Origin of the sequence: Exiguobacterium sp., assembly GCF_020832205.1 — a bacterium.
Taxonomy (GTDB): domain Bacteria; phylum Bacillota; class Bacilli; order Exiguobacteriales; family Exiguobacteriaceae; genus Exiguobacterium.
Genome location: NZ_JAFIFD010000024.1, coordinates 30,378 through 49,788 on the forward strand (window position 1 = coordinate 30,378; position 19,411 = coordinate 49,788).

Here is a 19,411-nt window from a genome sequence, read left to right on the forward strand (position 1 = left end):
ATGAAAATGCATTTACAACACAACACCAAATTCTGGATTATTCGTGTCGGCACGGACGAGTTCGTCGTCCAATACGGCAAACGCGACACGGTCGGGAAAGTCCAATTAAAGTCGTTCGATACGGCGGAAGAATGTAAGAAGGAAGCGGACAAACTCGTCCGTCAAAAACTGAAGAAAGGCTATGTTGAAGTCGAGTATGACTGGGACACACATCTGTACGTGGACGACCCGGAAGTCGGGCCGCATCCGCTGACGGCCCACCCGGCGTTCATGCAGTATTTCCATGAAGACTATTATTTGGACTGCACGGACGAGTTTGCCCCGTTCGGGAGCGACGAAGGGGCCGACGTCCTCGACATGTTCGGAGAAGCGCTTCGAAAAGACCGAGACGTCGATTTTCTGGAAGGGGCGTATGCGATTCTTTCAGACTGGCTCGAAGAAGACATCTCGACGCCGGATGACTGGATGCAAAACGGGGACCGATTCGCATGTGACGTCGTCATCCTCGCAAGTGCGTTCGCCTCAATCAAACTGACCGGGCATATCACGGATCCGCTGAAACGTTCCGCCCAAGAAGCGTTAACCACCATCGTCGAGGAAGTCGAGCCTGAGGAAAGGCAACGGTTTCGACTAATCAACGAGCAACTCGCCGCTTTCCCCGTCTTAGAATGAAACTTTTTTCAGAAAAACGGCGTATACTGAAGAGAGAGACGGACAAACGTCCGAACGGATAGGGGGAAACACCAATGTCAGAACTTGAAACACCATCAACAATCAGCGGGAAGTTGCCCGTCGAGGCCCGGACCGTGTTCCGCTTGTCGAGTGCCATCTTTTATTTAATTGGATTCCTCGTCACCGGGGCGCTCGCATTCGCGGCCGTCTGGTTCGACTGGCCGAGCTGGCTTCAAATCACCGCGTTCGTATTGCTCGCGATCGATGTGATATATAGCTTGGTCGATATCATCGTCTTCCAAAAGTGGAAACAAGAACGCTTCACGTATCTCGTCCAACCGCTCGAGATTCGTTTGCATCACGGGATCATCACGACACACGACGTCTTGATCCCGATGACGAAAGTGCAATACGTGCATGCCAAACAAGGACCGCTTCTCCGAAAGTACGGCTTGCAGACGATCACGATCGGTACAGCGGCCGGGTCCCACGAGATTTACGCGATTGAAGAGTCGTTCGCGAAGACGCTTCGGGAACAGATCGCCGTCTACGCCCGGATTGAAGAGGAGGATGTCGTATGAGCGAAGCGTCACTCACGTGGCATCGCCTCCCGAAACGCGTGCTGTTGCTACGGATTGTCGACATATTGAAGTCGTTCGCCATCCCGATTGTCATCTTGTTCGTCTTAAACAACGATTGGGAGACGACCTTTGGAATCATCCTCCGCGTCGGGGTGCTTTTCTTCATCGGCTTCGATTTGATTCAAAAGTTTTTTGGATGGCGCAATTTCCGGTACGCCTTGGACGAGAAGACGATGTACGTCATCGAAGGGAACTGGATGAAGCAAGAGAAATCGTTACCGCTTTATAAGATTCAGAGCGTTCATTCCAACAGCCCGTTCTTTTACCGGCTTCTCGGCGTCGCCGAATTGACGTTCGACACGAATGCGAATAGCGATGACGCTTCGTTCAAGCTCGCAGGCGTCTTCCCGAGTGAGGCGAAACGGCTCGAGGACGTGTTGGATCAGTCCAGACGTCGACGGCTTGAAGTTGCGGCCGAGCCGAGCGAGACCGATGAACCGGTCACGGATGAACCGGCCGCAATCGAGAAACCGAAAGGCGTTCGTCTGTACACGTTGTCGACACGCGAAATCCTCATCGCCTCGCTCACGTCACTGTCGGTATTCGCGATCTTCCCGGTCGCCTCAACGATCATCACGTACATCGATGACTTTATCAGCATTGATGGAACGGTCGACCAAATCGGGGACTGGGTCATCAGCGCCTCGATCATTGCCATCGGTGTGCTCGTGCTCGCGATTTTACTTCTCTCGGTCGCCATCGGTATGGTGATCAACTTTTTGAAGTATGGAAACTTTCTCCTCGAACGAAGAGGCGACCGGATCCGTGTTGAGAAAGGACTGTTGAATCGGTCGGCCAAAGAAATCCCATATGAGAAGATTCAAGCCATCCGTATCAAAGAGACGTTCATCCGACGCTGGTTCAACATCATCGGTGTCGAACTCGTCGCAGCCGGTACCCAGGAAGAATTGAAAGACGAGTCGTCGACGATCCTCCCGTTCGTCAAACGGGACAAGGCGATGGCGGTGCTAAACGAACACTTCAACCAGTTCGCCTGGGCCGACACGCTCCATCGTTTACCAAAAAAATCGTTGGGGATCAAATTGATGCGCATCAGCTGGTTCGGCGTCATCGTCACCGGCATCGTCCTGTATTTCTTCCGTGACTTTGCCTGGTGGCTCCTCCTCTTATGGTCGCTCATCATCGGAGGGCGCGTGCTCAGCTACTACACGACCCGCTATGCGCGGAACGGCGCCTTCATCCAATTACGGACAGGCGCGTTCAACGTCCGCTCGTTCGTGACAGATAAGCCACGCATCGAACAAATCCATGTGACCCAGTCCTGGCTGCAACGCCGTTTTGGCCTCTGTAACGTCACCTTGTCGACGCGGGGCGGCTTGTTGTCAATCGAGTCGATTGAAGACATTCCAAAACATGAGGCCGATGCTATGCTCGCCTGGTTCTCACGTTATACAGTTGAACAAGACACGAAACGACCAGGCTGACGTCAGCCTGGTCGTGTTTGTATGTCACGTCAAATTCATGGTTTTTGTGTTTCCACTACTGAAAACTGGGAACAGATATGGTATGATGCAAGTAGAAAGAGACCGGTGCTGGATACACCGACCTCTGTCAAACAGGCTACCACTTTAAGAGTGGCCCAGCCGTCACAATGGTTAGTGAATCAGAAAGTGACCCATCTCATTGCGCCGAGGGGGTCATTTTTTTGTGCGTTCAGACGTTGCACGATCGGATGATTGGTGAATGACCAAGTGAACAATGATCGGAGCGAGGATCGGGACGATTACGTAATCGCCGACCCAATTCCACAGTTGTTCCATCCGCACCACCGCCTTCCTCCATTGCGGAATTGACGGCTGACCCCACTATTGCTGTGTTAACCTGCCCTTTCATTATAGCAGATTCAGGGCAAAAAAGATGCTAAAAACAAGAACGTTTGTTCTTGTTTTATAAAATGAACCTTTAGATGGAGTCGTCTCAGCACTGGGTCCAAAGATGGAATTGAACTACAAGAGTGTTGCATGTCGGAAGTCAGACGGGATATAATCAGCTTCGTGTGTAACCACATGGGTGGGTGAGGGTGCCAACAAAGGATTGATTCCTATGGCAAAACAAACAGAATGGAAAACAGAAACATACGGGGGCGTGCTGAACTTTCTGGCGACAGCATACATCCCGGCCGTGCATGCGGCAATCTTGACACAAGCCGGACTCCCGTTCGAGGGAGCGCTCGTCGGAGCGATTTTGACAAGCATCATCGGGACGTTCATCGCAGGGCTCTTTAACTTGCCGCTGCTCCTGTTACCAGGGATGGGCATCAACGCGTTGTTCACGTACACGCTCGTCCTGCAGATGGGACTGAGCTGGCAAGGCGCGCTCGCCGTCTCGTTTGTCTCGGGGGCGCTCGTCGTCCTGTTGACAGTGACAAAGGTGGCAAGGAAACTGGCGAACGCGTTCCCGCCGATCATTCATGACGGATTGACGGTCGGGCTCGGCCTGTTCCTCATCTTGATTGGGCTCGAGGCGGCGGGGATCGTCTCGGGCGGCGGTGGGGCACTGCTCCACATCGGAGACCTCGGGGAACGGCCGGTACAGGTCGCGTTCCTGACGCTCTTCGTCGCGATCCTGCTTTTCTTGAAGATGGGACCGAGCAGTTTCCTCTGGACGATTGCGTTCGGGGTCGGCTTGAGCGCTGTCATGGGTACTCTCGACTGGACAGGTGAGTTCGCGCTCACACCGTTCTTCGAGTCGTTCGGTACCGTGTTCGGGAGCGTCTCGTTCACGGAATCGATGTCGCCACTCTTCCTCGTCGCCGTCGGCGTGTTGACGCTCGTGTTGTTGATCGAGAACATCAGCCTGATCCAGAATCAGACGCGCGCCATCGGCAAAGATGCAGACGCACCGAAAGGACTCGTCGCGCAAGGATTGTCGACGATGGCCGGTGCCTTATTCGGCTCGAGCCCGACCGTGTCGACGGTCGAGGTCGCGGCCGGCATCTCGGTCGGGGCGCGGGGCGGCATCGCCTCGTTCGTCACGTCAGGGCTGTACGTTGTCTCGCTCTTGTTGCTGCCGCTGTTCGCGATCATCCCGGTGACGGCGATTGCGCCGGTGTTGATCATCATCGGCATGATGATGTTCCAGAACGTGAAGCATCTCCCGCTCGACAATTGGGAGCACGCCTTCCCGGCGATTCTCGTCATCATCATGATCCCGTTCACGTATTCCATCGTTGATGGCATCGGGCTCGGCTTCATCGCCTACACGATGATTGTCTTGTTCAAGAAGGGCTACCGGTCACTCAGTCCGGTCGTCGGTGTCTTGACCGTGTTGTTCTTGGTTTTCTTTTCTTTACCAGTCTGGCTATAAGATAGGGCGGTACCGTGTATACGGTGCCGTTTTTTTGTATGATGAAAACAAAGGGGGAGATTCGATGGGGAAATCAGGAGGGTTCGTTTCAATCGGGATGGCTTTCGCAAAAGGAAACGGACGGGATCAAAATCTTCGCATCGTTTGCGAAGCGTTGATGATAACGGGTGGGAGAATCACACGCATTTCTTATAGCAATGATGAGGCCGGGAATGAGTGGGTGGCGATTGAACCGAAAGACGCAAATCCCGACTTGTCTCACATTCGATATTATGGCACGGTCACGCTAACGACCAATCGATTCGGTCGAATCAATCAAGTCGTGACCGTGTCGTTGAAAGACGAACTCAATTTTGATGGGCTGCTCATTGATTTGGATTGGGAGGACGTGTTCACAGACACAAATGATACAGAATCGATTGCGAGCATTACGACCAGTATCGAACGACTGCTTTTAGACGTGTATCAACGCATACCGTATGCCTATGCAGTAGCAGGGCACGAGATGGAGCTCGACTGGGCACCAGATTCGTTTCCGACGTCAGCGAACTGGTTAGATATGTTTCCCCTTTCGATTATCCCATCTCCAGAGGGTGTCGCCATCACTTACGGTTCAATCTCGATTGATGGGATGACGCGACAATCGAAAAAGAAGCTGTCCATTTCTTTAGACGCATAGAGGTCCAACCGCCTCTATCAAGTATTTTATGATTGGGGAATCTTAGAGCTATTTGATCCGAACAAAAGAGATTTAACATGATACAATTTTCTTAGCCTATAACCGAAGGAGGACACTTTCATGACGAACACTTCAAACGTCATCGACGAGTTTGCATCCTATACAAAATGGCTTAACACGCTAACGGAATTGGATGAATCGACGTGGGAGAGTTCGATTGCGACCGACAAATGGTCAATCAAAGCAATCGTCTTGCACATCGCCCATTGGGACAACCATCTGTTGAACGTCATCATCCCGGCCGTCAAGAACGGGGAAGGGATGATTTTCCCGGAGTTCGACTCGTTTAACGCGCGAGCGACCCAAAAAGCGAAGCGTCTCTCGGGAGAAAAAGTGCTCCAGTTAGCCAAAACGAGTCGGGGTTCGCTCGTCGAAGCGCTTCAGTCATTGCGTCAAGAGACGTTGACGCTACACACGACCGCGAACGGAGCAACTCATTGCCCGCATCAGGGTGTCCCGTATACACTTGCCTATATCGTCACCGAGTTCATCGAGCATGACAGGCACCACCAGCAGCAAGTCGACGTCCTATTGGGAAGAACATCTTGAAGAGACGAGCGAAAGTACGCGGTGTCAGACGAAGACTGAAACGGTTGCGCCTGTATGTCGGCGAACAGACCGATTCGTTCCCGACAACGTTTCATGACGGGTATTGGCATAACAAGATTCCGATCGATCAACCGTTCTTGCTGTCGATAGAGGAGAATAGCCGGATTCAGCACGCCGTCATCGAGGCGATGGTAAAGGGGGCCTTACGTCTTGTGCGCCTCCGAGAACAGGAGCGGTACCGGGTCGTCGTCTTGATCGACTTGCCGTCGCTTTGGCAGTCCGAACTTCTCGTATTCGAAAGTGATGCACGACTGAAGGCGTTTATGGATCGGGATACTTCAGAGCAGACATGGACGCGGTTGTCAGTCGACTCTGTGTGCTTACAGCGATTCAACCTTCCGGCGGATATCGAGGTGTGTCGGTTTCATGAGATGATTCAAGAGGAGGATAACATACATAGCGGAGAAGTCTGGTTGCTCGTTCAATAAGCGGGCAACTTTTTTTGTGAAAAAAACTGAATATTCCATTAATCCGTATGCTATAATCCTATCAATTACTTTTTCCATAAAAAGGATTAAATGGAATCTTTGAATGAAAGGAGCTGTTGAATGGGATGCAGTCGAATCTACATATTCACGTACGGACCGTCACATGAGAAAAGCCAAAGTTCTTTTTATATCAGTAGTCTTGATTTCCTTTCTGTTTGTCGCGCTCATTTCATTCTCAGGTCAGGTCGCATATACATATTACAAAGGGTTGGACATCTCCGGGAGCCCTATCACGAGTTGGGTGACGGACTGCCACGACAAACGAAAGTTGTTTGGGATTATCGAAGTGGTTGACACGAATCGTTGGTGCGGAGGTGGCACTGACGAAGAGTCTGCGTCTAAGTCTTCTGGAAGTGGAAGCATTGTTGGACCATCGGATGAGGAAGGCGGCACACCAAGAGGAAATCGGGAGGACTTGTCTCCGTCATACGGTAAACCATCTAATGACGAAGTCAATCGCTTTTTCCCGTTACCTTACATCCTCAGTGCAATCCTTCTGTTGATTGGCGCATGGATGTGGCGCAGGCATCGCTTGAGGAAAAAAGTGAGGGAAGCCGTTCCGACAGACGAGAGGATTCATCCAAATCAAAATTCAGATGGAACGATCGAAGAGCCAAAACGTCCCGTCCATCCGCTGCCGGATTCCCCATTACGGCAACACCTGATTCAATTCGAACAAGCGCTGCCGCCACAACAACGACGACGTCCGTTCGAGACGTTGTCCGCCTGGGCGAGACGCATCCAACTCGACGCCTCACTACTGAGCTATTTAGAGATCCGTTATGACCAAGTCGAAATCACGCCACAACGTGAAGAAGTGTTTAAACAACAGCTTGATGCCTACCTACTTCGCTTAGAAAAGGAGTCTACCCCATGACCATCAAACGCGTATTGGAACAACTGGACCAGATTTATCTTGGAAAACCTGAAATCACGCGCCTCTGTTGCACGGCGCTACTCGCGAACGGACATATTCTGTTAGAAGACGTGCCAGGTACCGGGAAGACATTACTTGCGAAAAGCATCGCGAAAAGCTTCGAGGCTGAGTTCACACGCATCCAGTTCACGGCCGATCTACTACCGTCAGACATCATCGGATCAGATTTCTTTAACGTGCAGACGCAGACGTTCGAAAATCGGACGGGACCGATCTTCACGAATATCCTCTTGATTGACGAAGTGAACCGTGCTGTGCCACGAACGCAATCCGCCTTGCTTGAGGCGATGGAGGAGCGGCAAGTCTCGATTGGCGGGGTCACGTATCAACTGCCGCAACCGTTCTTCGTCATCGCGACACAAAATCCGATCGAATCGGCAGGGACGTTCGCTTTGCCGGACGCTCAACTCGACCGGTTCTTAATGTCCCTTCAAGTCGGCTACCCTGAAGCGGGGGAGGAGCGGCAGTTGATTCTACAGACGATTTCAAAAACGCGGCACGTCGTACATGCTCTCATGTCGTCCGAGACATTTTTAGCAGCACAGGGAGAAGTTGAAGCTGTCCGTATCCATGAGGACGTCGTGACCTACCTGCTCGCGCTCATCCAAGAGACGCGACACCATCCGCTTGTCGAAGTCGGGGCCAGCCCTCGGGCGACGCTCGCCCTCGTCAAGGCGTCTCAAGCCTATGCCTATATCCAGGAACGAGAATTCGTGACGCCGGAAGATGTCCAAGCCGTCGCGACGCATGTGTTGGCGCACCGATTGACACTCACGCTCGAAGGGGACGTGAAATCGACAAAACGGGAAGTCCTCACTGACATCTTGGAGCGAGTCGACGTCCCAGTCGAGAAGGTGTGAAGATGCGTCAGGTCGAAGTAAGTACACCATCCCTCTTAGATGAAAAGCTTTGGCCGGCCTACACGAGTATCCTCGTCCTATTCGTTTGGTTCCCGTACGTCTGGCCGCTTGCTTATCTGTCTGGCGCGATTTTAGGGTTGATGCTCGTACGAAAGTGGTTGACGAAGAAAATTGTTGAGGCGACAAGCTTGTTATTTCATCAAAAGGAGCAGTTGTTGTTCGTGAATGATTGCGTCACGCTCAAGATGGAAGTGACAGGCATCGAGCGTCTCCAAGAACTCGGAATCCCGGCATCGGTCCGCCTGGTCACGGGACACGGTTTGACGTTTGACGAAGATCAGCACGTACATGTCATTCCACTTCGTGCTGAATCGACCTATTTGCTTCCGATCCACGCGAAACAGCGCGGGCCCGTCCAAATCGATGAATGTACACTTCAGTTCAGACTCCCATTTGGGCTCGGCACCATCTTCGTCACAGATCATACGCTTCCGTCCTGGATCATCCTCCCATCCATCACGAGACAGAACAGGTTCGACTCACGCATGTTGCGCATGGGGGATCGACTCGTCAAGCATTCACCACTCAACGACCCGTTGATGATTCAAAGCACAAAACGATATGAGCAAGAGCCGGTCAAACAAATCGACTGGGTCGCTACAGCCAAGACAGGGAAGCTACAGGCGAAAGTGTATCAACGCCAAAACCTCGATACGTTCACGCTCGTGCTCGACTTGAGCGGGCCGCTCGGAAACGGTCTTCACGCGCGCTATGAGGAACTGATTCAACAAGCCGCTTATTTGGTATCCTATTTAGTGAAGGAAGATTGTAAAGTCGAACTGTTCATCAATCGGCTCGATGCCGATAATCAGATTGATCACCTGCGAATGAGTGACGGTCGTAAGCAACTGCGCCTCGCCCTCGTGCGTTTGGCGTGGATTCACGAATCCGATCGATTCGTCGCCTCGAAACGATTTGACCAAATCATCGACCGACAAAAACATCCCCATGCGGAACTGATTCGGATTGACGCGTCACTTCTCAAACAGATGTCTGTCGGTTGAAAGGAGAAACAACATGTTCCGCCTAATCACAACATTTGCTTTAGCCTTGTCCCTCGCGCTCGCTGCTACGTCCGCAGCTGCGGCGTCGACAGAACGATCCGCGGAGCGTTTCGCTGAAGAACATTTCGAGTCGATCGTCCTCGACCATATCGAAGGAGACGACCCGGGTAACTATCACTTGACGGAAAGTCGCGCCATCTCGTTCGGTCCGCTCCATGAAGTGATGATCGCCGAACAATCCTGTTATTCGTCGGACGAAATGTGTACGTTCGTCTCGAGCAAGGAGTACGTATCAGCCGTCCTACAAGATGGGGAGCCGAGAAATGTCATCGGGACGTACGAGCAAGAGCCAGGCCTCTTCGCCTTCTCCACGTTCGGGTATGGTGACGAGTTGGCCATTGCCTTAGCTGATGTGTCCGGTACATTGGTCCATTCCGCGCGCGAGAACGCCTGGTTTGACTATGATGGGCAGACGTTGACCGCCTTGACGACCGATGCGAAACGGTTCATCGAAGGAGACACGATCACGCTCGAGATGTATCAGAAACTCTTGGTCGAGACACGTTCAAACGATCAAGGTTCCACGGAGGATGCCCTCACTAGTGGTTCAGGTGATGTTCAGACGACAGAGCCGACATCGTATTGGATGCTTGGACTCGCGTTGTTGGCGGGGCTCCCGCTCGGTTATCTTTTGTACCGGAGGAGAGGAAAAAGATGAATTTGAAACGTCCGTGGTTGCATAAAGTCGATGCGGCCACGGCTTTATTTCTGCGTCGACATGCGGTGCACACGGATGAATTTGAACAAAAGACGGAGAGTTTATCATTTTCGAACGATGTGACGTTATGGAAAGTGGCTCGTTATGAATTCGACCAAGTTTATGACCAAACGCTTGATGACGTGTATCGTTCGATTCGTCGACAAGCTGCCGACATCTTCTCGTTTTATCCGGATGACTTACAAATCGATGAAGGCTTTACAAATGAGACGATATTGCGATTCCTCGTCTTGCACCCGTTCACAAGAGCCGTCTATGTCGATGTCATACCATCTGGGGTCGTTGAGACGGTGTATGTCTGGATGCATCCGGTCGAAGTGTGTCAACAGAATGAACGAGTCACTCGTGTGACACTAGATGTCTCGAACATCGCGGCGGAAACCGAGTTACATCGACTATTCAAAGAACAGTTACAATTCCCTTCGCACTATGGCATGAACTGGGACGCATTTTGGGACGCCATCACCGATGAGAGCGGATTGCCGGATATCGTTGAGTTTTACGGTTGGACGGAGTTAGAGCGGCGATTGCCTGAGGCGGCGGACGCGCTCGCGACATGTTTTACGGACTACGGGAACGAGCCGGACGTGAAACCGTGTCGAATCATCTATCATCAGACAGAGATGCTGATTTTGCCGAGCGATGCATTAAAAGAGAAAGAGACAAATCATCTAATCTACCGACATCTTGCTGGCGCAGCGTTCCCGTTACGCGTCGAACGAAAGACGTCAGTACGGTTGCCGAAGCGACATCGTTTCTCGTTTGAACGCTTAAAAGAGGAGTTTGTCACATCCGGAATCGTTTATAATCATGAGGATATTGCACCATGGCTGACACTTTTCTGTGACGACCAGCGCGAAGAAGTCGTCACGTTCTCAAATGAAACGGATTGGTTGGTAAGCTATTACCGTGAGGGGCTGACACTTCAAGGGACGACTATTGAATCCGTTGAATCGATCGATACAGCGGATTACGAGACGTTCTTTCACCATGTGACAAAGGGTGTGTTTCCAATCGAGTTGACGTTCTGTCTCGGAGGAACGTTCGGCCCGAGGGAGGAAGTGTATCGATTGACGCTTCATGATGACGACTGGAAGAAGTTGATTGAAGACGGGTTGTTGCCTCAACTAGAGATTCCGAAAGCAAAACGGTTTTGGCAGTCCCTCTCATCCCTTACGTCTGTACAGACACTTGAAACGTTCATCGGAGAGTATCATCCTCATATCTTCGGAAACTTCGTACTGGCACACGATGCAAACGACGTGTATCACTTTCTTGATCATGTGAACGGTTCAATCAAGCGGTTTTGAAATTCATAATGGGAAGGGGGAAATAGATTGAACTACATACAGGACATGCGGAATCTCATTGGAAATAACTTATTAATGACGGTCGGTTGCGGCGTCATAATCGAGCACAATGATCAAATTTTGCTTCAGCATCGTAAAGATCATGACGTTTGGGGAATCCCGGGTGGTGTCATGGAACCTGGTGAAACATTCGAGAGCGCAGCACAACGCGAAACGTTTGAAGAAACAGGTCTTACAGTCAGTCAGCTAAGCTTGTTTGGGCTATATTCAGGAAAAGAAGGATATGCTTCTTACGAAAATGGAGATCAAGTCTTTAGTGTACAAGTCATCTTTCATGCGACGGGATTTTCAGGAGAACTTGCGCAGGAAGGAGAAGAGAGTCACGAGCATCGTTTTTTCTCACGCCATGAACTTCCAACATTGAACAGCCACCAAGAGAGGTTTATTATGGATTGGGTGAATCGAGAACAGGGACCCATAGTAAAGTAAGAATCTATGAGGAAAGTTGGAAACATAATGAATTATTTAGAGCATTTAGAATCCCACTGTGGAGAGTTCACGAATCAATTCGAGACAGAGGATTTGTTAGAACAGGCCGTGCAGTTCTTGCAGTTTGATGACAGTCCTGCAACCGATGCGTTCACCATCTCGACGCTAGGCCTTCACTGGCATACGCTGCAAAACGAGGATGAGACTCAGACACATCAAGAGCTGCTGTTGAGTTTCAAACAAAAACTTGCGTATGAAGACGTGCTTGAGTTACTGTGGCAATTAACGACGCATGCACTTGAGACACATCACGCTTTCGACCTCGGCGAATATTTTGAACTCCCTCCGAACGTCTTCAAACGATTAAAATTCTCCTCGATTTATGTGGCGACACCTTTTTATTTTGATGAATCGTTTCATGCGTATGAAGGGGACGAACAAACGGTTGTACCGGTCTGGTTCATTCCCATCTACCCATCCGAAGAAGCGTTCATCGAAGCGCATGGTGCAGAACGATTCAACGAATTACTTTATAAAACGGATGATGCGCTACTGGATTTGAAACGTAAACCGCTCGTCTAAACTACCTAAAAACACCGCTCCACGCAAATCGCGTCGAGCGGTGTTTTCACATGTACGGTCCGTTCGCCTGAACGACGAACTGGGAGTGTTCGTAATGGTAGGTGATGCGTGAGTAGTCGAACGGTTTCCCGTTCGTCAGATGGAAGATTGTCTCGATGCGAAGTGTCGGGTCGTCTGTCTGCAGGCCAAGATAGCCGGCTTCTGTCTTGTTCAATCGCCCGACCTGCATGTACATGTCGGAGAAGCCGATTGTGACACCGAGCGCGCTTTGGACGTAGTCGAAGATCGAGTCGGCGACAATCTCCCGGTTCAAATACGGCACGATCGCCTTCAAATAATACGACACCTCGTAACAAAATACTTCCCCGTCGACGTAACGGACCCGTTCGACTCGATACACGTCATCCGACACACCAATCCCCAAGTTCTCGGCGACGTCTTCACTCGGCTTCGTGACCGATACATCGAGCACGTCCGACGTCAAGACGCGGTCGCCGAGGTTACTCTTAAACCCTTGCGTCGAGAACAGACTCATATAACCCGGGCGATTATGACGCCGGACGAAGATTCCACTCCCGCGCAACTGAAAGATGACACCGCGGCGTTCCAACAACTCGAGCGCTTTCGTGACAGTGCTCTTACTGACGCTGTATTGGCTCATCAACTGCTCGAGCACGGGCAGCTTATCGCCTTGTTTTAAATCCTGATTCGTAATGTACTGCTCAATCTCTGCTGCAATCTGTTGGTATTTTAGCATCCTTGTCCCTCTTCTACATTGTCATGATATCTGTATTATATCATACGGGCATTAGAAAAATGGTCACACAAATATTTTATATCGGTCTTGATTAATTGTACCGGTACAATTATAGTAAGAGTGTACAAAATGTAAGCGTTACATCAAAGGAGGATTTTCAATTGAGTAAAGTTCGGGATTATTCAAAGCTCGCTCGTGACATTTTAGATGCGGTCGGTGGGGAAGAGAACGTCATCAATGCGGCACGGTGTGCGACACGGCTTCGCCTCGTGTTGAAGCGGTCAAACCCGCAAGCGAAAGAGCGTGTCATGGCGATGCCAGGGGTCATCACGGTCGTCGAGACGGGCGGACAGTTCCAAGTCGTCATCGGGCAGCACGTCGGGGAAGTGTTCGAGGAGTTCTCGAAGCTCGTGAAGATGGAGACGAACGAGACAGACGAGGGCAACAAGGGAACGGTCCTCAACCGGATCATCGCAACGATGTCCGCGGTGTTCGCACCGTTCATCTATATTTTGGCCGCAGCCGGGATTCTGCAAGGGGTACTCATTTTAACGACTTTATTGTTCGAAGGTTTTGCCGAGACAGGAACGTACGAAGTGTTCAGCTTCATCTCATGGGCACCGTTCACGTTCTTACCGATCTTCATTGCCATCACCGCGTCGAAACACTTCAAGACGAACACGTTCATCGCTGTCGCGGCAAGTGCCGCCTTAGTCAGTCCGACATGGGCCGAGATGGCGGCACGCATCACGTCAGGGGAGACAATCAGTTTCCTCGGTCTTGCCTTATCAGGGACGACGTACACCTCGTCCGTCTTACCACCGCTCTTCCTCGTTTGGATCTTATCTTACGTCGAGCGGTTCTTGAACCGGCATATGAATGAGGTTATTCGTCCTTTGTTCGTCCCATTCTTCAGTTTGGTGCTCATGGTGCCGCTCACGATTCTCGTCATCGGACCGATCACGACGATGGGTGCGGTCGGAATCGCGAACGGGTATAACTTCTTAGCGGAGAACGCACCAATGCTCGCCGGTGCCATCATCGGAGGACTTTGGCAAGTCGTCGTCATCTTCGGCGTCCATTGGGGTGTGACGCCGATGGTGCTCGCGAACTTCGACTTATACGGGCGGGACTCGTTCCAGGCCTATCAGACGATCGCCGTTATCGCCCAAGTCGGTGCCGTACTCGGTGTCATCTTGAAAGCGAAAAGTCAGGAAATCAAAAAAGTTGGTGTCTCGGCTGGCATCACCGGTCTGTTCGGGATCACCGAGCCTGCCATCTACGGTGTGACGCTCCGTTTCAAAAAACCGTTCATCTTCGGGTGCATTTCGGGTGCGACCGGTGCCATCGTCGCGAGTTTCTTCAACCCGTACTACTTCGCCTACGCCGGCTTACCAGGTCCGCTCACACTCGTCAACGGGATCAGTGAAGACGTACCGACGTCGATTTGGGGACTGTTAATTGGAACGGCGATTGCCATCATCCTTCCGGTCGTCTTGATTCAAATTTTCGGCTTCGGGGAAGATACGGCCAAACAGGCAAACGAAGAATTAGCGACACCGGCAGCTTCTGAAGCGAGTGCGACGGTCGTTCAAGAAGAAACAGTCACATCACCGCTTTCAGGCCGTGTCATCACATTGACCGATGTTCCGGACGACGTGTTCAGCTCCGGCGCGATGGGGAAAGGTTATGCCGTCGAACCAGACGGGAATGAAGTCATTGCACCGTTCGATGGGACGGTCGTCATGGTCGCACCGACGAAGCATGCAATCGGTCTCCGTTCGAACTCAGGAATCGAGCTCTTGATTCATATCGGGCTCGATACGGTGACGCTCGACGGCAAACCGTTCACGGTGCACGTCAACGATGGGGACAGTTTCAAAGCGGGCGATGTGTTGACGTCATTCGACCGCGACATGATCGCTGCCCACAACATTTCAGCAATCACACCGGTCATCGTGACGAATAGCGCGACATACGCCGATGTGCTCGTCCAACCAAACCAAAAAACAGATTCAACACAAGCGATGCTCACGGTTGTGAACAATTAAGGAGGAACTACAATGAAGACATTACCGAAAGACTTTCTATGGGGCGGCGCGCTCGCCGCTCACCAATTTGAAGGCGGCTGGAACGCAGACGGCAAAGGACCGAGCGTCGTTGACGTGTTGACAGCAGGCGCCCACGGCGTCGCGCGTCGCATCACGGACAAGGTCGAGCCAGACGAGTTTTATCCGAACCATGAGGCCATCGACTTCTATCACCGCTATAAAGACGACGTCGCCTTGTTTGCCGAGATGGGCTTGAAGTGCCTCCGTACCTCAATCGGCTGGAGCCGGATCTTCCCGAACGGGGACGACGCGGAGCCGAACGAGGCCGGTCTGAAGTTTTATGACGACTTGTTCGACGAACTGTTGAAGCACGGCATCGAACCGATCATCACGTTGTCGCATTTCGAGATGCCACTCCACCTCGCGCGTGAGTACGGCGGGTTCCGCAACCGTAAAGTCGTCGACCATTTCGTCCGTTTCGCCGAGGTGTGTTTTGACCGCTACAAAGATAAGGTGAAATACTGGATGACGTTCAACGAGATTAACAACAAGATGGACGTCAACAACCCGCTCTTCTTATGGACGAACTCAGGCGTTATCGTCGAAGAAGGGGAAAACGCGCGTGAAGTCATGTATCAGACCGGTCACCACGAATTGATTGCGAGCGCTCTCGCTGTCTCAAAAGGAAAGGCGATCAACCCGGACTTCGAGATCGGAGCGATGGTGTCGCACGTGCCGATCTATCCGTTCTCGTCGAACCCGGACGACGTCATGCTCGCTGAAGAGATGATGCGCCAACGTTATTTCTTCCCGGACGTGCAAGTGCGCGGGGTCTACCCGAGCTACGCCTTGAATGAGTTCGAGCGGGAAGGCTATACGATTCCGTTCCTTGACGGGGACGAGGAGATCTTGAGGAACGGGACCGTCGATTACCTCGGCTTCAGTTACTACATGTCGACGACCGTGAAGAGTGACGTCGTTGCCGATAACAGTGGCGACATCGTCAACGGCGGTCTGCCGAACGGCGTCGAGAACCCGTATATCAAGTCGAGCGACTGGGGTTGGGCCATCGATCCGGTCGGTCTCCGCTACGTGCTCAACCGGTTGTATGACCGTTACCAAATCCCGCTCTTCATCGTTGAGAACGGATTCGGTGCTGTCGATGAGATCGTCGACGGGAAGATTCACGACGCGGCCCGCATCGATTACTTAAAGGCGCACATCGAACAGTTGAAACAAGCGGTCGTCCATGACGGTGTCGACTTGATCGGCTACACGCCATGGGGCATCATCGACATCGTCTCGTTCACGACGGGCGAGATGAAGAAGCGCTACGGCATGATTTACGTCGACCGTGACAACGAAGGCAATGGTTCGATGGAGCGGATGAAAAAAGATTCGTTCGATTGGTACAAACACGTGATTGAAACGAACGGGGAAGCGCTCGCGTACGAACCGGTAAAGTAATCTCAGACTCCTTTTGATGATCTTAATGATTGTCAAAAGGAGTTTTTTGTATAATGAAGAAGTGAGAGAAATGAGGGAGATCAGATGAGCCACATCACGATTCGCCTAGATTCGAGGGTAAACGCGCAGCGTGACCGGAACTGGGCAAAGAAACACATCACAGCGGTTCACTCGTCATACGTCTTTGAAGAATTGCTATCACGTGCGTTGTCACGTTTCATGGAAAGCGGGGACATTCGTTTCAGAGACCTTGATGTGATAGGGATCAACCTTATCTATGCTGAGACACATCATACATACAACATACATACGTTTGATGACACACATCATCAACGAGTGACACACGAGTTCACGCATGAGACGTTCGATTACGAGACGTATGTGATGATGCTAGAGGAGAAAGAGAAGTTTCACCAGTTCGCGATGGTCATTCGGGACGTGCTCGTGCCATTGTTAGATGAACAGATGATCAGCACAGAACGGCCGATTTCTGACATCATCGAGCATTGCCTGAAACAGATTGAAATGAACGACTATAAGTTGGTCGTCTTGTTGAATAAGACGCCGAAAGCGAACAAAAAACGCAATCAGATCGTGCTTTTCAAATTGATCGTCTCGGTGACCGGTGCGACGTTTTGGATTGAAGGGTACGAAAAAGGGATAAGACTGTTTCATACGAAGGTGATTGAGGAGATTGCGAGCTTTAACGCGTTCTCATTATATTTCGGGACGAGTCGTTGGGAGTCAGACGATGTGTTCGTCATTCAATCTGACGTCCGGAACTGGAACGCACGCATCGATTTCAGAAGTGGGGACATCGACATCTATAAACGAGCACGAGTATAAGGAGAAGAAACAAGATGAATAAAAAATGCTGAGTTTTTACACGATATCATCCAAGATACTATCCAAGTAGAAGCCAAACAGAACGCTGATGCATTGTATTTAATCCTCGAAATATGCATCCAAAAGAAAACGTATTTCAAATGATATAAATCTGAAATGGACATGACTTGCAACGCTATATTACATACGATTGGAGACAGACAATGTTATCCCTTAAACGGTCAACGATACATGAAGCAGCTGTTCTGTTAGATATACAAAAAGAAGCTTTTCAAGAAGATTTAATCACCTACGAAGATTATGAGACGAACCCCGTCAACGAGCCGATCGAGCGTCTAATCAAGAAAATTCAACTATTTATTCATTACACCATCTGGATTGATGGAGAGATTGCTGGTGGAGCAGACGTACGCGATAACGGTGACGGGAAGTATCGTTTGAATCGAGTTTTTTTATCGAAACAGTATCAAAATAAAGGCTTCGGAACAGAATTGATTCACCTAATTGAGGCACAATTTCCTCTCGCTAAAGAATGGGTTCTGGATACGCCTCATTTGAATACTAGGAATCATCATTTCTATGAGAAGCTTGGCTACAAACGACAGGGACAGCATCACGTCAATCATAAACTGATATTGATTGACTATGTAAAGAAGATGGGAGTATAAATCATAGCTCATCTTTTATTAAAAAGGAGGAAACAAATGAGCAAACTCATATCAAAATTCGAAAGAGTCGAAAAGATGATACAGAAATATCCGAACGCATTTACCGTTGGACCTGGAGCATCTGAAACTGACATCGATGAAGTAGAAAAGAGTCTTGGAGTGACGTTCCCAGCGATGTATCGAAAATTCTTGTTGCAATATAGCTACTTGATTACGGAAGATGAATCCATCTGGGGGATTTCTCCTGAAGAAAATACATACGATATCGTTTCTCAAACGAAAGAGTTCAACAAAGAGCTTATGAGACGGTTCGTTCCGACGTTGCCCTCGTCTTTATTCGGGATTCAAGAAGGTGAGTTTGATTTATCCATGATTTGTATGGATACGAGTGCAAGGGTTGAGAATGGAATAGATAGGAAGATTAGTGTCTATCCACCTGAACCGATTGGGCCAGAGTATTTAGAAGATTCCTTCACAGAGATGTTTTATGAAGTTTGTCGAAGCGCCGTTTCTACTTATTCAAGTAAGATGAGTACTACGGAAAGACCGGACGTTGACGCTCGGCTTTCGAAGCCTCTCTCGCATAGTATTCCACAAGATTCATATCAACAGGCGAAACAATTGATTCTTGAGCACCCTGAGCTTTCGGAGTTAGGAAGTGGCTATACCAATCAACAAGTTATAGCTATCGAAAACAAACTAGGGGTAACATTTAAAGGGAGCTACGCTACGTTCTTGAAAGAGTTCGGGGGAGGGCTATTCGGAGAGAATATATTCTTTTCTTTGGAGGATGAAGAATTGATTGAAATTAACCGACAACTTCATCATCCGACTGACTATGAATATGGGCTGGCAGAAAATCTAATAGCTGTTTATTATGACGACTTAGAAGACTTTTATGCTTGCCTTGATCTTGATAACGAGGTGAACGGAGAGCCGAGTGTCGTGTACAGGAACACGAACGTCCCAGAAGAAGATTATGATCACGATGAACGTCTACTGTCATTTGAGGAATTCTTTCTGCATATTATTAAAGATACAATAGCCATTAATGAATAGGTCAGGTGACTCGCTATAAAGCAGATTGAACCCCTTAGTAAAGAGTATGTTCTTTACTAAGGGGTTC

21 protein-coding genes are annotated in these 19,411 nt (G+C 50.3%); 19 read left to right on the forward strand and 2 right to left on the reverse strand.

Annotated features, from left to right (window positions below; all coding sequences use genetic code 11):
* The 3 genes from JJU47_RS05425 to JJU47_RS05435 all read left to right on the forward strand — a co-directional run bounded on the left by JJU47_RS05425 (nt 1) and on the right by JJU47_RS05435 (nt 2,758).
* On the forward strand, nt 1-672 hold the full coding sequence (locus JJU47_RS05425) for a WGR domain-containing protein (RefSeq protein ID WP_228616872.1): 672 nt from the start codon (nt 1-3) through the stop codon (nt 670-672).
* 74 nt (nt 673-746) lie between these two features.
* Nucleotides 747-1,253: a PH domain-containing protein gene (locus tag JJU47_RS05430; protein ID WP_228616874.1), complete on the forward strand. Its 507-nt coding sequence runs from the start codon at nt 747-749 to the stop codon at nt 1,251-1,253.
* Nucleotides 1,250-2,758, forward strand: a complete 1,509-nt coding sequence (locus tag JJU47_RS05435; protein ID WP_228616876.1) for a PH domain-containing protein — start codon at nt 1,250-1,252, stop codon at nt 2,756-2,758. The genes JJU47_RS05430 and JJU47_RS05435 overlap by 4 nt, the downstream gene beginning before the upstream one ends.
* Nucleotides 2,759-2,971: 213 nt before the next feature.
* Here JJU47_RS05435 and JJU47_RS14600 read toward each other — a convergent pair whose 3' ends face one another.
* Nucleotides 2,972-3,094 (reverse strand): hypothetical protein, encoded by a 123-nt coding sequence (locus JJU47_RS14600; RefSeq protein WP_300997474.1) that lies wholly within the window; start codon nt 3,092-3,094, stop codon nt 2,972-2,974.
* 283 nt (nt 3,095-3,377) lie between these two features.
* Between JJU47_RS14600 and JJU47_RS05440 the strand changes: the two genes are divergently transcribed.
* The 11 genes from JJU47_RS05440 (at nt 3,378) to JJU47_RS05490 (ending at nt 12,496) form a co-directional block, all read left to right on the forward strand.
* Nucleotides 3,378-4,640 (forward strand): NCS2 family permease, encoded by a 1,263-nt coding sequence (locus JJU47_RS05440; protein ID WP_024370381.1) that lies wholly within the window; start codon nt 3,378-3,380, stop codon nt 4,638-4,640.
* A gap of 64 nt (nt 4,641-4,704) precedes the next feature.
* Nucleotides 4,705-5,319, forward strand: a complete 615-nt coding sequence (locus JJU47_RS05445; protein WP_228616878.1) for an Imm64 family immunity protein — start codon at nt 4,705-4,707, stop codon at nt 5,317-5,319.
* A 120-nt stretch (nt 5,320-5,439) separates the two neighbouring features.
* Nucleotides 5,440-5,928 (forward strand): DinB family protein, encoded by a 489-nt coding sequence (locus tag JJU47_RS05450; RefSeq protein ID WP_228616880.1) that lies wholly within the window; start codon nt 5,440-5,442, stop codon nt 5,926-5,928.
* A complete protein-coding gene (locus tag JJU47_RS05455; RefSeq protein ID WP_228616881.1) occupies nt 5,925-6,416 on the forward strand; it encodes a DUF3916 domain-containing protein in 492 nt (163 codons plus the stop codon). Before JJU47_RS05450 ends, JJU47_RS05455 begins: the two co-directional genes overlap by 4 nt.
* Before the next feature lie 604 nt (nt 6,417-7,020).
* Nucleotides 7,021-7,353, forward strand: coding sequence for a hypothetical protein (locus tag JJU47_RS05460; protein WP_228616883.1), 333 nt, complete (start codon nt 7,021-7,023; stop codon nt 7,351-7,353).
* The gene (locus JJU47_RS05465; protein ID WP_228616885.1) at nt 7,350-8,273 is read left to right on the forward strand and encodes an AAA family ATPase; all 924 of its coding nucleotides are present in this window, start codon (nt 7,350-7,352) and stop codon (nt 8,271-8,273) included. Before JJU47_RS05460 ends, JJU47_RS05465 begins: the two co-directional genes overlap by 4 nt.
* A 2-nt stretch (nt 8,274-8,275) precedes the next feature.
* Nucleotides 8,276-9,337 carry a DUF58 domain-containing protein gene (locus tag JJU47_RS05470; protein WP_228616887.1) on the forward strand — a complete coding sequence of 354 codons (1,062 nt, stop codon included), beginning with the start codon at nt 8,276-8,278 and terminating at the stop codon, nt 9,335-9,337.
* Between the two features lie 13 nt (nt 9,338-9,350).
* Nucleotides 9,351-10,055, forward strand: coding sequence for a hypothetical protein (locus tag JJU47_RS05475; protein WP_228616889.1), 705 nt, complete (start codon nt 9,351-9,353; stop codon nt 10,053-10,055).
* The gene (locus JJU47_RS05480; protein ID WP_228616892.1) at nt 10,052-11,425 is read left to right on the forward strand and encodes a barstar family protein; all 1,374 of its coding nucleotides are present in this window, start codon (nt 10,052-10,054) and stop codon (nt 11,423-11,425) included. Before JJU47_RS05475 ends, JJU47_RS05480 begins: the two co-directional genes overlap by 4 nt.
* 27 nt (nt 11,426-11,452) lie before the next feature.
* A complete protein-coding gene (locus tag JJU47_RS05485; RefSeq protein ID WP_228616894.1) occupies nt 11,453-11,914 on the forward strand; it encodes an NUDIX hydrolase in 462 nt (153 codons plus the stop codon).
* A gap of 27 nt (nt 11,915-11,941) precedes the next feature.
* A complete protein-coding gene (locus JJU47_RS05490; RefSeq protein WP_228616896.1) occupies nt 11,942-12,496 on the forward strand; it encodes a suppressor of fused domain protein in 555 nt (184 codons plus the stop codon).
* Between the two features lie 46 nt (nt 12,497-12,542).
* Here the strand turns inward: JJU47_RS05490 and JJU47_RS05495 are convergent, their stop codons facing one another.
* Nucleotides 12,543-13,253, reverse strand: coding sequence for a GntR family transcriptional regulator (locus JJU47_RS05495; RefSeq protein ID WP_228616898.1), 711 nt, complete (start codon nt 13,251-13,253; stop codon nt 12,543-12,545).
* A gap of 161 nt (nt 13,254-13,414) precedes the next feature.
* Between JJU47_RS05495 and JJU47_RS05500 the strand changes: the two genes are divergently transcribed.
* The 5 genes from JJU47_RS05500 (at nt 13,415) to JJU47_RS05520 (ending at nt 19,344) form a co-directional block, all read left to right on the forward strand.
* Nucleotides 13,415-15,304, forward strand: coding sequence for a beta-glucoside-specific PTS transporter subunit IIABC (locus JJU47_RS05500; RefSeq protein WP_228616900.1), 1,890 nt, complete (start codon nt 13,415-13,417; stop codon nt 15,302-15,304).
* A gap of 12 nt (nt 15,305-15,316) precedes the next feature.
* Nucleotides 15,317-16,771, forward strand: a complete 1,455-nt coding sequence (gene bglA / locus JJU47_RS05505) for a 6-phospho-beta-glucosidase BglA (RefSeq protein ID WP_228616902.1) — start codon at nt 15,317-15,319, stop codon at nt 16,769-16,771.
* A gap of 84 nt (nt 16,772-16,855) precedes the next feature.
* On the forward strand, nt 16,856-17,617 hold the full coding sequence (locus tag JJU47_RS05510) for a hypothetical protein (RefSeq protein ID WP_228616904.1): 762 nt from the start codon (nt 16,856-16,858) through the stop codon (nt 17,615-17,617).
* A 203-nt stretch (nt 17,618-17,820) separates the two neighbouring features.
* Nucleotides 17,821-18,285 (forward strand): GNAT family N-acetyltransferase, encoded by a 465-nt coding sequence (locus JJU47_RS05515; protein ID WP_228616906.1) that lies wholly within the window; start codon nt 17,821-17,823, stop codon nt 18,283-18,285.
* 36 nt (nt 18,286-18,321) lie between these two features.
* Nucleotides 18,322-19,344, forward strand: a complete 1,023-nt coding sequence (locus JJU47_RS05520) for an SMI1/KNR4 family protein (RefSeq protein WP_228616908.1) — start codon at nt 18,322-18,324, stop codon at nt 19,342-19,344.
* Nucleotides 19,345-19,411: the final 67 nt, after the last annotated feature.